Source organism: Coprococcus sp. RTP21204st1_G4_RTP21204_210225, from assembly GCF_040915385.1.
Taxonomy (GTDB): Bacteria; Bacillota; Clostridia; order Lachnospirales; family Lachnospiraceae; genus Allocoprococcus; species Allocoprococcus comes.
The window spans coordinates 33,589-46,744 of record NZ_JBCPDP010000010.1 but is presented as its reverse complement, the minus strand read 5'-3'; the positions used below and the strand labels follow the sequence as shown (position 1 = coordinate 46,744).

Genomic DNA, 13,156 nt, shown 5'->3' with positions numbered 1-13,156 from the left:
GTTATTCAGCCTCCATATCTGTCGGTCTTTCTGCTGCTTCCAGTACTTTTTTGCATCCTTCCAGGATTGCATTGGAAGAGCAGGTCGCACGGGAAACAGTATCAATATCCTCCGGCATTCCTTTATCTATGATTTGGGATACCACACCTTTTATGCTTGAAGTACCATTTACCGCTCTCTTAATATAGCTGTCATTACTGCTTGCACCATCGCCTGTGATATCCGTAATTGACACAATTTTATCGTTGCGGATCTCCACCGACATTGTCAACTCATACTCTTCAAAGTCTTCGTCTTCATCCGGCGTACACGGAACGGTCACTTCATAAGTTCCACTGACATATTTTGTATTTTCTTCGTCTTTTCCATCTTTTGATTCCAGCTGAGCAATTGCTGTTTTCAGCTTTTCCACCGCTTTATCAACCGCAGTCTGTTTCGTTTCCTCAAGTGTATCTTTTGCGTCCGCAAGTCTGGTCTGCAGAACTGCCCAGCTTGTTTCTGTGTATTTATCTTCTTCCAACTTCTCAGCTTTCTCGATCAGTTCTTTTAATTCTGTCAAATCCGGCTTCTCATCAATGGATTCTCCATTTGTCACTTTCTCTGCCTGTTTCAGTGCATTCTTGATCGCATTTAACAGTCCTTTGGAACTGTAGGTTGCTCCTGACACCGTATCTACATCGTCTGTCTTCTGTGTCCTTATCACCTTTTTCACAACATCCATTGCGCGGTTAAAGAATGCTTCATCATCTGAGCTTTCTGTGATCAGGATTGCTTTGATCGTCTTTTCCTGGATCACGACTGCAACGGATACATCTCCGCTGTAACCCTCTGCTGTTCCGTAATAGATCCCTTCCTTGTACGGAACAGTTCCGGTTACAGTAGAACTATCGTCATCTGACGAACTGTTGTTATTGTTATTTTGCGTGCTGTCCGATGTACCATTTACCGCCGCCTGACCCAGTGCATCCCGGACTGCCTGGATAATTCCAACAGAGCTGTAGGTTGCCCCTGACACCGTATCCACATTAGTACTCTGTGTCGTAATAATAGAATCAATCAGAGAAGCTGCTTTGGAAATATAATCGCTTCCGTCACTGTTCTCCACAATCTGGATGGATGCGATCTTCCCTCCGCTGATTTCTACCATAACCTTCAGTGGACCGCCAAATCCGGTTCCCGAACCGTAATAAGTTCCGTCCTTATACGCTGCCACATCTTCTACCTGTGCCACACTAGTTGAGCTTCCTGCCGCCGCCCCTGTCTGACCGGACTGCGCCTGTCCTGTCTCACTGGTATCCTTTTCCCCGGTCAGCGCATTTTTTACCGCGCTGATGATTCCTCTGGAACTGAACGTTGCTCCCGATACAGTATCCACATCCAGCATCTGTCCTTCGATGATCTTGTCGATCACCGCTTTCGCACGCGTGAAAAACGCCGCATCATCGGAAGAGCTCAGAATATCAATCGAAACGATCTGCTTGTCCTTGATCAGTACCGATACGGTGATGTCTCCTGCATACCCTGTTCCGGTTCCCTTATACACACCATCCTCCAAGTCAAATGTTCCTTTGGCTGCTGTCTTTTTTTCTTCTTTCTTCTCTTTTGTTTCTTCTTTTTTTACCGGTGTTTCTTCCTGTGTCGCTGCATAGACCGGAGCCTCATATCCACTTAAAGAGCCTGCCACGCACGCCGTAACCAGTGCAACTGAAAGAACGGGTGCAAACGGTTTTAATTTTTTACCGGTTTCTTTGATGTCCATCTCTCATTATCCTCTCATTTCACGCAAATTATTTCGTAATAACCTTCATGTCAAGATCCGTTGTAAAGCTGTCTTTCAGACCTTCTGTCACATAAATCGTCCCGTCATCTGTCGCAAAGATCGCCTCAAACTCATTACTGTGCACCTTCCAGAACTCTGCCGCTTTTTCTTCTCCCATGATAAAAAGGGAGGTGGAAAGCCCATCTGCAAGGGTTCCGTCCGAGCTTACGATTGTGACAGATACCAGTCCGTTCTCTGCCGGATATCCGGTCTTTGGATCAATAATGTGATGATAGGTCACACCATCCTGTTCAAAATAGCGTTCATATCCACCAGATGTGATCACCGCTTTATCCTGAATAGATAAAACTCCCAGATAATCCTCTGTGTCGTCCGGACTCTGTACCGCAACCCGCCAGTTGCTTCCGTCTGTCTTGGTTCCGAGTGCCTGTACATTTCCACCCAGATTTACCAGACCACTTGTAATCCCGTTTTCTTTGAAAATATCCATAATCCGCGAAGAAGTATAGCCTTTTGCAATTCCTCCAAGGTCGATTTTCATCTGGTCATCTTCAAAAGAGATTTCTCTCGTATCCTTATCGTATGAAATCTTCGCTGCATCCACATGCTTCAGAAGCCCTGTCAGTTCGTCAGCTGATGGGACACGGAAATTCTGTATCGGAAATCCCCACGCCTCCATAACCGGATAAATTGCGATATCAAATGCCCCATCCGTTTCCTTATTCAGTTCCAGTGCGCGCTTCACAAGATATCCGCCATCTTCTGAAAGTGTTGCACTTTTCTGTTCATTCAGTTTTACAATCTCACTGTCTGCATTTCCCGTTGATAAAAGTGTATCTAATCTTTCAATCTCTGCTTCAGCGGCATCCACCGCATCCTGTGCTTTTTCTCCATATGCTGTCACTGTCATATAGGTATCCATTGCAAAAATGTCTTTTGATACCTCATTATCCTGAGAGGTTCGTTCTGTACTTTCCTTCGAACTGGCTGTTCCTTCACTATTTTTACTCTTTGTTGTATTCTGACCACCTTGACCGCATCCACCCGCGAATACAGATGCGCACAGACAGACCACAATGATTTTATTTTTGAATTTCATTCTGTTTCCTCTTGTTTGTACTTTCTAACTTAGAATAGTTTATATTACCGCAAGTTAGTATGTCAACATTGAAGTTGTTAGTTAAGAAACTTTCTCATTTTACAATTCATACTTGTATTCAAAAAGAGCTTATGAAAAATGTGCCATTACATTTTCCATAAGCTCTTTCGTTTCTTTCTAAGATTCTAATGTTTTACTCATAACATATCTTCGTTTCCCGCCATACTTCTTTGTCTCGAGAACTGTCTTCATTCCAAGCTTTTCCATATTGCGAAAACTGTATATATTATCCGGATGAACTGTTGCCATCAGATACCTCATCTGCTTATTTTTTACGATTGCTTCTGACTGACAGAAAAGCTCATATTGCAGTCCGTATCCCTGATACTCCGGTACTACAACAGCAATCTCCAGATGCGCAACCCGCTTCATTTCTTCCCTGGAAATCTTCAGATATTCTCCCAGGTTGTCCTCTGCCAGTCCGGGAATACGGACAATCATGATTGCTGCAGTCTGTCCATTTTTCTTTGCCAAAAGGGTAAATCCTTCCTCACGGATATGCTTTGCAAGAAATTCTTCATCCTCTGCCTCAAACCATTCTTTCACGGGAACACTTTCTCTGGCAAGCTTTACTATACGACAGATTTCAGGAAGATCCTCCTCATTCGCCCTGCGGAACTGAAACGCATTTCTCTTCGTCGTACTCTCCATTTACAGCATCTCAACAAACGCAGCAAGTCTGGTGTTCAGCTGTCCGATGTCTGCCTGAGAGTAATCGGTTTCCACACTGATATACGGAATTCCCTTTTCACCTGTTACAAACTTGCGGATGGTATTGGTCTCCACATTGTAGGTATGACAGGCCTGAAGGATCATATCTACCACACCGTCTACCTGATATTCGTCGATCAGTCTTCCAAGAAGCTCCAGACGATTCGGGTTCGGCGTCATAACAGAACATCCAATGCTGAGGTATCTTCTTGCGATTGCATCGTAGATATCTTCTGCGTCCTCGTCTACCAGCTTGTCAATGGATTTTGCACCGCTGCAATTTTCAAAAGTTACAACAATACCACCGTTGTCTTCTACGGCACGGATTACTTTTTCAGTTGCTCCTCCGATTGGACATCCTGTGATCAGGATACGTGGTTTCTTCTCTTCTCTCTTGCCCTCTGCATATTCTTTTTCAATCTTCGCAGTAAGAGCATCCACTTCACCCGGGATCAGGGAACGGTCAAATTTGAAGGTGCTTCCGTACAGAACTTTGAACAGATCCTGTCCTTTGATCGGAGCCGGATCATATTTCATTACTTCATAAAGTTTCTTTAAGGATCGACGTGCCTGATTCTCTGTCTTTACAGCTTCACGGATCTGCTCTTCCGTGATCGTCACGCCAAATTTCTGTTCCAGATATTCCTTGAAACGGATGATCTCGCCTTTCCAGAGTTGAAGTCCCGGTTCTCTCTGGCTATTCGGAAGTTCCATGATAAATACATCTTTGAATTCTGACATATATTCATACATCTTCTTCTTACCATCACAGGTTGTTTCCCCAACTACTACATCTGAGAAATAGAAGAACGGACATTTATCTGTCTTTGCAAATCCATAGCTTGATTTGATCAGCGGACAGAGGTTCTTCGGAAGATCTTTCTCTGCTTCCGGAATTGTCTCATCAGAAGTTGAGCAAAGGCTTACGCATCCTGCCCCCATCGCCATTGCAATCTCTTTCGGGAAATATGTACAGTACGATCCAACAACCGGAACCCCTTTCTCTTTTAACTCCTTGACAGCCAGAAACGATTTCTGTCTCTGCTCTGCGAATTCCTCAAATACCTCTGGTAAATCTTTAATCAGTTCCATTTTCATTATCTCCTTTTATCCTTTTTTTCTCTGGCAAGAAGTGCTGCCCCGTATGCCCCCGCAAAACGGCCAAACTCTTCTGATTCCACTTTCTGATCCAGCTTGTCTGACAGGATTCCTGTGAAATAAATGCTGTGACTGAGTCCTCCGGTCAGGATCACTCTGTCTCCAAGTTCCTTTTTCTGCGCAAGCTGCACTACTTTATTGGCAACAGAATCTACAACTCCGGCCGCAATATCTTCACGCTTTTTTCCTTCTCCGATATAGTTAATCACCTCAGATTCGGCAAATACCGTACAAAGTGAGCTGATCGGAATAACTTCTCCTGCTGCCGCCATATCAAATAATTCATTGATCGTAACACCCAGACGGTTCGCCATGATCTCCAGAAACTTTCCTGTTCCCGCCGAACATTTATCATTCATCTGGAAATCAGATACCATTCCATTCTGTACAATGATCACCTTCGTATCCTGTCCTCCCACATCAATGATCGAACAGTCCCCCCCTGCAAGTTCACGACCACCTCTGGCATGGCAGGTAATCTCTGTAATTACATGATCTGCAAAATCAACTGCGATTCTTCCATATCCTGTAGCAACTACCTTTGTATCATCTGAGGTAACATCTACCCCCATCTCAAGCAACTTATTCTTGATCTTTTCGCAAGTCTCTTTGCTGCTCCATCCTGTCGGCAGTACGAAATGTTCTTTCTTATCTCCTTCAACAACAACCTTGGATGCTGTTGATCCGATATCAATTCCTACATAATTCATATTTCTTCCCTTTTCTCTCTTTAATGACATCCTGTTTCTATGCTGTTTTTCCAAAATGCCTCTGATTATTAGGATAACATTTTCATAATATTTCTTCAATAAAACTGCCTGTTTTACTTATTGTTTATCCGGATAGTCCGACTTCTCTATAGAGTTTTTCTATTGTAAAATTTCTCCGATATGTAATACCTTCTATTCGGAATCTCCTGTTAAAAAATGAGCCTGCCTAAAAAGCAGACTCATGCACTATTCTTCATTCTGATAGCGGATTTCCATCAGGCAGAGTCCCTGCGGCGGTGCCGTGACCGCTTCCCTGGTTCTTTCTCCGCCTTCCAAAAGTTCCTTTACCTTTTCCGGTTCGTAAAATCCTCTTCCGACACGCACCAGTACCCCGGCTATGATGCGCACCATGTTATACAAAAATCCATTTCCCGTAATCCGGATCGTAATATGCTCTCCGCTTTGCAGAATCTGCAAATCCGTGATTGTCCGCACCGTTGTCTTTGCATTAGTACGGATACAGCAAAATGGTGCAAAATCGTGTTCTCCTTCCAGATAAGCCGCTCCGCGTCTCATCTGCCCCACGTCCAGGTCAAAACTTACAAAGTAATTATAAAGCCTCTCTGTCGGAATCGGCACTTTCGTATTGATGATATGATATTCATAGGTTTTCAGAGTATCCTGATAACGTGGATGCCAGTTAAGATCCACCTCATCTGATTTTACAACTACAATATCTTTCGGAAGACGCTGATTCAGGGCATAAGAAAAACGTTCTGCCGGTATCCTGCTTTCCGTATCAAACACAGCAATATTTCCTCTTGCATGAACCCCGGAATCCGTCCGACTCGCCCCTATCACCTGAATCTCTTCTCCGGTGAGCTTACAGATTGCCTTATTCAGCACTTCCTCGATCGTAATTCCATTTGGCTGGATCTGCCAGCCACAATAATTTGTTCCATCATAAGCCACTGTTAATCTGATTCTTCTCATCTTATGACTCCTTAAAAGATCCACAGCTTGAATGGAACATATCTTCCAACAACAAATGCGATCACAACATACAGGATCGTAATCAGGTATGCCATGTGGTCAGCACTCTTATAAATCAGAGGTTTCATCTTGGTTCTGCCATTGCCACCGCGATAACATCTTGCTTCCATTGCCATTGCAAGATCATTGGCACGGCGGAATGCGGATACAAAGAGCGGAACCAGGATCGGAATCATTGCCTTTGCCTTCTGGATTAGATTTCCACTTTCCATATCCGCACCTCTGGCAATCTGTGCCTTCATGATCTTATCCGTTTCCTCCAGAAGGATCGGAATAAAACGAAGTGCGATCGACATCATCATCGAAATCTCATGTACCGGTACATGGAGCTTATTCAATGGGTGAAGAAGCTTCTCCAGACCGTCTGTCAGTGAATTCGGTGTAGTTGTCAGTGTCATAAGTGAGGATCCCATAATCAGATAGATCAGCCGGATCGCCATATAAACCGCTGTGCTTAAGCCGTACTCCGTGATCTTGATAAAGCCCACATGGACCAGTGTCTTTCCGCCCGGTGTCAGAAATAAGTTGAAACCTACTGTGATCAGAAGCAGAATGATAATTGGCTTCAGTCCTCTGACAATGAATTTAAACGGTACCTTCGCCAGCTTAATGCATCCAAACAGGAACACAGTCGCAAGTACATATCCCAAAATACTTTTAAATGTAAAAAGAGAAATCAGATACAGCAGTGTGCATACAATCTTCACACGCGGATCCAGCTTATGGATATGGCTGTCAGCCGGATAATATTGTCCAATCGTTATGTCTCGAATCATTTGGCTGCCCTCTCCTTCTTCAGTGCTTTCATAATGCCATCCGCTGCTTCTTCTATCGTGGTTGCATCTGTCGGAACATCCATTCCCTTTTCCTTCAGCGCATGCATGATGTACGTTACCTGTGGTGCCGCAAGTCCCACACTCTCCAGTTCTTTGTAGTGTGCAAACACTTTCTTTGGCACATCATTAAACATGACGCTGCCTTTATTCATCACAATAATACGATCCACATATTTTGCAATATCTTCCATACTGTGGGAAACTAAAATGACAGTCATGTCTGCTTTTTCGTGCAGATAGGCAATCTGATCCAGGATCTCATCTCTTCCCTTCGGATCCAGTCCTGCAGTCGGTTCATCCAGAACCAGTACCTTCGGACGCATTGCCAGTACACCTGCGATCGCTGCACGTCTTTTCTGCCCGCCTGACAGATCAAACGGGGAATGATCGAAATATTTTTCTTTGAGACCAACAAGCTGCAACGCCTCTCTTGCCCGCTTTTCACATTCTTCCGGTGAAAGTCCCTGATTCTTCGGTCCAAAACAGACATCCTGAAGTACATTGACCTCAAAAAGCTGATGCTCCGGATACTGAAAGACCAGCCCGACCTGATTTCGCAGCTCACGTAAGTTATAGTTTTCTCCGTAAATATTCTCTCCGTTGTAATAAAGTGCTCCGCTTGTCGCCTTGATCAGTCCGTTCAGGTGCTGGATCAGTGTCGATTTACCGGAGCCGGTGTGACCAATGATCCCGACAAATTCACCGTGTGGGATTTCCAGGGATACATCCTTCAGCGCATGCTTTTCATATGCAGTTCCTTCACTGTATACATAATTGATATGTTCTAATTTAATCGACATAATATCTCCACCAATTCTTCCTTCTTCAAAACTCCCGCCGGAATATCAAGTCCTCTTTTTCTCAGTTCATCAGCAAGGATCGTCACCTGCGGCACATCCAGTCTGTAGTGCTTTAAAGTATCCACCTGTGAAAAGATTTCTCTCGGTGTTCCCTGCATTACCACATGACCGTGATCCATTACGAATACGTGGTCTGCATCTACAACCTCTTCCATATAATGGGTGATCAGAATCACTGTAATGTGTTCTCTTTTTCTCAGCTCCATCACGCTTCGAAGTACTTCTTTTCTTCCATTCGGATCCAGCATCGCAGTTGGCTCATCCAGTACAATACACTTTGGACGCATTGCCATGACACCGGCGATTGCAACCCTCTGCTTTTGCCCCCCGGACAATTTATTCGGTGAATGGTGACGATATTCAATCATCCCAACCGCTTTCAGGCTATCTTCCACTCTCTGCCAGATTTCCTCTGTCGGCACGCCCAGGTTCTCCGGACCAAATCCCACGTCTTCCTCAACGACCGTTCCTATGATCTGATTATCCGGATTCTGGAATACCATTCCGGCGCTCTGACGTACATCCCACAGATGTTCATCTTCCTTCGTGTCCATTCCGTCTACCCACATGGTTCCGTCAGACGGAACCAGCAGGGCATTCATATGCTTTGCAAGTGTAGACTTCCCAGAGCCATTATGCCCCAGGATCGCAATAAACTGTCCCGGCTCGATATCCAGCGATACCTCATCAATAGCGCGGCTTTTCCCTATAATATTACCTTCTTCGTCACGCTTTGCATATTCAAATACAAGTTTATCTGTCTTGATCATTTTCATGGTATTTCCTCATATCCATTCTGTAATTTATCTGTCCATACTGTACTAGATTATAACCTAACTGGAATGCCTATGCAATTGATTTCCTGATTGTATCAAAAAAAGAATGCGCCTTCGCACATTCTTTCCCTGTGTTTCTACTACATTTTTTCAATCTTATCCCTGAGTTTCAGCATTTTTGCATCCAGCTCAGAAATTTCATCTGCATAGGTTTTTAATTCCTTTGCAACCTCTTCATTCTCTGTCTTCTTATAAAATATCTGGTACTCGAGCACAGACCAGTAATCCATTGCCACCGTACGGAGTTGGATCTCCACCTTTTCCTTCAGTGGTCCTTTGGATGAATAAATTGGGACCTCCACGATCATGTGAAGACTCTTGTATCCGTTCTTTTTGGGATTCTTAATATAATCTTTCTCACGGATGATCTGTACATCTCCCTGCGCTTTCAGACGGTCTGCGACCTCGTACACTTCATCTTCAAATGGACAGACCACGCGGATTCCGATCAAATCCTTCAGTTCTGCTCTTGCCGTGTCAAAATCCGGCTCCAGGCCTTTCCGGATCAGTTTTGTATAAATACTCTCTGCCGTCTTCACTCTGCTGCTGATCTGGTTGATCACAACATGGCGTTTCTTGCGCGAAAGATCTGCATTTATCATATTCAGCTTTGCTGTAAGAAGATCGATTGCAGCTCTGCATCTGAGCTGATACTTCTGATCCTGAAGCGAACGGTCTATCTCTGCAATCTCTTTTGCAGCCTCTGTCCGGATCAGCTTTTCAGGGCACTTATTTTTCTGCTTTATCTTTGCCTTCTGTTTCTTTGGCATAGGCATCTCCCTTTTTGTCTTTTTTTTCACACAATATATATTGTATCATCTTTTGCCCTGAAAATCATCAATTCTTGTTCAAGGAAACGTTAAATTTTTTCTTCCAGATTCAAAAAGCGCAGTAAAAGCTCTGCATTCATCCGTGCAATATTATCGCTCCAGTCAATCTGCAGAAGTTCGTTTACCTTGTCGATCCTCTTCCTGATCGTATTGATATGTACATATAATTTTTCAGCTGTTGCGCTGTAGTTCATATTATTTTCCAGATATACTTTTAAAGTCTTTAAAAGCTCGATATTCTTTTCATCTTTCAGAAGTACACTGTAAGTCGAGAGCATATGAGTAAGCTCTTCTTCCGGGATATCCAGCCATGCAAGTGCACCAAGCTGAGAATACTCCCATGCAAAAAGGTTTGGATAAATCATTTTTCCCATATTCAGTGCTTTCTGGCATTTCTCTATGCTCTGACGGATATGCCCCAGAGAAGCGGCATCCAGTGAATAACCAAATTCCAGTGCCGTCTCCGGACAGCTCTTCAGAACTCTTCTCCGGAATTCTTCCAGAAGTGCCAGGATATGACCTTTCTCCCAGTCTTCTTCTCTGTCTTCCAAAAAAAGAATTCCCACATTTTCTCCGATCATTGCGATTCTGGCATATTTGATCAGACTGCTTTTCCTGTAAGCCTCAAGGATCTCTTTTCTCCGGTTTGGAAGTTCTTCCTGATTGTCCGCGCGCCGGAACAATACATACCTGTATTTTGTACTCATGGAAATTCCCTGTACATTCGCCTGAAACATCATCTTCTGTGTATCATCTTCCGTTGCACTCAAAGCGTATAACACAAAGTTCTCAAATCCGATATTTCCCATGTTCTGTGCCGCTACGATCTGCTCATATAATCCCTGCAGCATCAGATAGGCAATCCGGATACTGTACTCATCATAATAATCCAGGAATTCCCGCGCTTCCATCACGGCAAAATACGCCTGTACACTTCCATTTACAGAAATCGGGACCCGTATCCAGCTGATTCTCGGTCCCTCCTGGTGACTCTGATTCACAAGACGGTATCTCACCATGTCCATGTAATCACAAAGCGTATGCCGGGTATACGGCATTGACGGCTCCCAGAAATCCTCTGTTTTAAGTCCGAATCCTTTCGCTATCTTCTGAAAATTCATCGAACTGTAATACGCCTCTTCTTCTACAAAATCATATAAAAATGCCGGGAAACCCATCTCAGCCTCCATCGCCTGCAGGATCCGCTTGATCTTCTGCTCTTTATATGAAACATTCGACATTTGAAATGTCATATGACTGGTATTGATCCGCAGCCTGCGTATGGTCCGGTTCAGCACAGCAGTATTAATCTGGCTCATCACTTCCATCCATGGTGCTGAAAATGGCATGGAGATAAGGGGCACCTCATACTGTTCAAAAAGCTCCAGTATCTCCTCCGGTATCTTCTCCAGATATCGTTCTCTTTTGATCATCATTCCCGCTGATTTCTGGACACTTCCCTCCCGGAACGCTTTTTCAATACAATCCGGTTCCTTTGCAATAACGTACCCTGATGAAAGTACCAGTTCCTTCCCTTTTGTCCAGTGAAATGCATCCGGTGCCTCCATAACTGTGATCCCCTGGATCTCACGGTGCAGTCCCTTTGCCCCCGCCAGAACGTAAAAATCCTTAAAATATTCCTGCGATAATAATTCCTGTATTGCGATACCCATTTCTGTCTCCTGCCTGACTGCACTTATCCCCCTCATACAGTCTGTTTTTCTCCTATTTTCTCAGTGTAACATTCATGAAAATTCTTGTCAAATCCAGTCACACACTTACTTTTTTTCCTCATAAAAATCCCGGAAACCTCACGGCTCCGGGATCTTTTTTCTTTACTTTTTCTTGTTCTTATTCACCCTCATACATCGGTGCATATGGTTCTCTGTCCTGCGCATCAAATTCGTCCTGAATTTCTTTTCGCAGTTCCGGCTGTGTATACAGGTCATATGCTGTTGCTGCAATGACTTTTGCTGCGTAAAATGCACCTTTCTGTCCGATCGTGCTTCCGGCAGATGCACAGCTCTGCCAGGTATGCGGTGCAACACCAACCGGCCAGCAAACTGCAGTAAAGAGGTTCATCGGCATCATCTGGCTCACATCTCCACTGTCTGAAGAAGCAGTAAGCGGTGCCTTTTCCCAGGCATTTCTGGGAACAACACCATCTGCTAATGCCTTTTCTTTTGCTTCATACATTCTCTGATCTCTGTCTTTGATAGCCGGATCAACGGTAGCCTGCAACTGTCTTGCAAATTCCATTTCCTCTTCCGTATAAGTTGGTGTTCCGACCTCCTGCAGATTCTTCCATGTCAGATCTGCAAATGATTTTTCGCTGACCATATCGCAGCAGCCATATTCAATTTTGGTCTCAACCTCCGTCTCTGTCATCATTGCAGCACCTTTTGCCACAAGTGTCAGTCTGCGGAGAATGTCTTTTACATCGCTGATGTGCGGAGCCCTTGTAAAATACCATGCACTTGCTTTATCCGGCACGATATTCGGTGAAAATCCGCCACTGTCTGTAGTATAGTGGATTCTTGCCTTGTCAACTACATGCTCTCTTAAATAGTTGGCGCCTACACTCATAAGTTCCACTGCGTCAAGCGCACTCCGACCTCTTTCCGGCGCAAATGCTGCATGTGAAGTTTTTCCTTTGAAATAAAACTTCGCAGATGCACTCGCCAGATATCCTTCATCATAAATCATGTTTGCAGACATCGGGTGCCAGCTCAGTGCCATATCGCATCCGTCAAACATATGATAATATGCCATTTTTACTTTTCCACTTAGCAATTCTTCTTCCGGGCATCCATAGAATCTTAAGGTTCCCGGAATTCCTTCCTGCTCAAGAAACCGTTTGATCATGATCGCTCCTGTCACAGCCCCTGCGCCCAGAAGGTTATGTCCACATCCATGTCCTGCTGCTCCCGGTGTTACCGGCTCTTTCGTGATCTGGCATTTCTGGGAAAGTCCCGGAAGTGCATCATATTCTCCAAGAACAGCGATCACCGGTTTGCCACTTCCATATTCTGCATAAAACGCATGTGGAAGATGTTCTTCATTTACAATCACAAATCCTTCATGATGAAGAAGCTCACGGATCATATCCGCTGACTTCTGCTCATTCCCGCCACTCTCAGGATTATTCCATAAATTAGTGCAGATGTCCACGCAGGTAGACCTAAGTTCCTCCATCTGCCCAAGCATCTCTTTTTTCGTCATA

12 protein-coding genes are annotated in these 13,156 nt (G+C 44.3%); all 12 read right to left on the bottom strand.

Annotated elements, in window-relative coordinates; translation table 11 throughout:
* Position 1: 1 nt before the first annotated feature.
* On the bottom strand, positions 2 to 1,759 hold the full coding sequence (locus AB5213_RS10630; protein ID WP_215634176.1) for an FMN-binding protein: 1,758 nt from the start codon (positions 1,757 to 1,759) through the stop codon (positions 2 to 4).
* 28 nt (positions 1,760 to 1,787) lie between these two features.
* Complete coding sequence (locus AB5213_RS10625) at positions 1,788 to 2,879, bottom strand: FAD:protein FMN transferase (protein ID WP_215634175.1); 1,092 nt, start codon at positions 2,877 to 2,879, stop codon at positions 1,788 to 1,790.
* Positions 2,880 to 3,056: 177 nt separating this feature from the next.
* A complete protein-coding gene (locus AB5213_RS10620) occupies positions 3,057 to 3,590 on the bottom strand; it encodes a GNAT family N-acetyltransferase (protein WP_215634174.1) in 534 nt (177 codons plus the stop codon).
* Positions 3,591 to 4,742 (bottom strand): double-cubane-cluster-containing anaerobic reductase, encoded by a 1,152-nt coding sequence (locus AB5213_RS10615; RefSeq protein ID WP_022220794.1) that lies wholly within the window; start codon positions 4,740 to 4,742, stop codon positions 3,591 to 3,593.
* A 5-nt stretch (positions 4,743 to 4,747) separates the two neighbouring features.
* Positions 4,748 to 5,518, bottom strand: coding sequence for an acyl-CoA dehydratase activase (locus AB5213_RS10610; RefSeq protein WP_022220795.1), 771 nt, complete (start codon positions 5,516 to 5,518; stop codon positions 4,748 to 4,750).
* Between the two features lie 246 nt (positions 5,519 to 5,764).
* On the bottom strand, positions 5,765 to 6,511 hold the full coding sequence (gene truA / locus AB5213_RS10605; protein WP_022220796.1) for a tRNA pseudouridine(38-40) synthase TruA: 747 nt from the start codon (positions 6,509 to 6,511) through the stop codon (positions 5,765 to 5,767).
* Between the two features lie 11 nt (positions 6,512 to 6,522).
* On the bottom strand, positions 6,523 to 7,347 hold the full coding sequence (locus AB5213_RS10600) for an energy-coupling factor transporter transmembrane protein EcfT (protein WP_215634173.1): 825 nt from the start codon (positions 7,345 to 7,347) through the stop codon (positions 6,523 to 6,525).
* Positions 7,344 to 8,207: an energy-coupling factor transporter ATPase gene (locus AB5213_RS10595; protein ID WP_022220797.1), complete on the bottom strand. Its 864-nt coding sequence runs from the start codon at positions 8,205 to 8,207 to the stop codon at positions 7,344 to 7,346. Before AB5213_RS10595 ends, AB5213_RS10600 begins: the two co-directional genes overlap by 4 nt.
* Positions 8,192 to 9,043, bottom strand: coding sequence for an energy-coupling factor transporter ATPase (locus AB5213_RS10590; protein ID WP_008373161.1), 852 nt, complete (start codon positions 9,041 to 9,043; stop codon positions 8,192 to 8,194). Before AB5213_RS10590 ends, AB5213_RS10595 begins: the two co-directional genes overlap by 16 nt.
* Positions 9,044 to 9,183: 140 nt before the next feature.
* On the bottom strand, positions 9,184 to 9,873 hold the full coding sequence (locus AB5213_RS10585; protein WP_022220798.1) for a GTP pyrophosphokinase family protein: 690 nt from the start codon (positions 9,871 to 9,873) through the stop codon (positions 9,184 to 9,186).
* 89 nt (positions 9,874 to 9,962) lie between these two features.
* Positions 9,963 to 11,642, bottom strand: coding sequence for a PucR family transcriptional regulator (locus AB5213_RS10580; RefSeq protein WP_252198796.1), 1,680 nt, complete (start codon positions 11,640 to 11,642; stop codon positions 9,963 to 9,965).
* Between the two features lie 142 nt (positions 11,643 to 11,784).
* Entirely contained in the window at positions 11,785 to 13,155 is a 1,371-nt protein-coding gene (locus AB5213_RS10575) for an amidohydrolase (protein ID WP_349096105.1), read from the bottom strand.
* Position 13,156: the final 1 nt, after the last annotated feature.

What these genes read in the sequence shown, in the direction of transcription:
- AB5213_RS10630 (WP_215634176.1), bottom strand. Translation starts at nt 1,759, where the DNA reads ATGGACATCAAAGAAACCGGTAAAAAATTAAAACCGTTTGCACCCGTT.
- AB5213_RS10625 (WP_215634175.1), bottom strand. Translation starts at nt 2,879, where the DNA reads ATGAAATTCAAAAATAAAATCATTGTGGTCTGTCTGTGCGCATCTGTA.
- AB5213_RS10620 (WP_215634174.1), bottom strand. Translation starts at nt 3,590, where the DNA reads ATGGAGAGTACGACGAAGAGAAATGCGTTTCAGTTCCGCAGGGCGAAT.
- AB5213_RS10615 (WP_022220794.1), bottom strand. Translation starts at nt 4,742, where the DNA reads ATGGAACTGATTAAAGATTTACCAGAGGTATTTGAGGAATTCGCAGAG.
- AB5213_RS10610 (WP_022220795.1), bottom strand. Translation starts at nt 5,518, where the DNA reads ATGAATTATGTAGGAATTGATATCGGATCAACAGCATCCAAGGTTGTT.
- truA (WP_022220796.1), bottom strand. Translation starts at nt 6,511, where the DNA reads ATGAGAAGAATCAGATTAACAGTGGCTTATGATGGAACAAATTATTGT.
- AB5213_RS10600 (WP_215634173.1), bottom strand. Translation starts at nt 7,347, where the DNA reads ATGATTCGAGACATAACGATTGGACAATATTATCCGGCTGACAGCCAT.
- AB5213_RS10595 (WP_022220797.1), bottom strand. Translation starts at nt 8,207, where the DNA reads ATGTCGATTAAATTAGAACATATCAATTATGTATACAGTGAAGGAACT.
- AB5213_RS10590 (WP_008373161.1), bottom strand. Translation starts at nt 9,043, where the DNA reads ATGAAAATGATCAAGACAGATAAACTTGTATTTGAATATGCAAAGCGT.
- AB5213_RS10585 (WP_022220798.1), bottom strand. Translation starts at nt 9,873, where the DNA reads ATGCCAAAGAAACAGAAGGCAAAGATAAAGCAGAAAAATAAGTGCCCT.
- AB5213_RS10580 (WP_252198796.1), bottom strand. Translation starts at nt 11,642, where the DNA reads ATGAGGGGGATAAGTGCAGTCAGGCAGGAGACAGAAATGGGTATCGCA.
- AB5213_RS10575 (WP_349096105.1), bottom strand. Translation starts at nt 13,155, where the DNA reads ATGACGAAAAAAGAGATGCTTGGGCAGATGGAGGAACTTAGGTCTACC.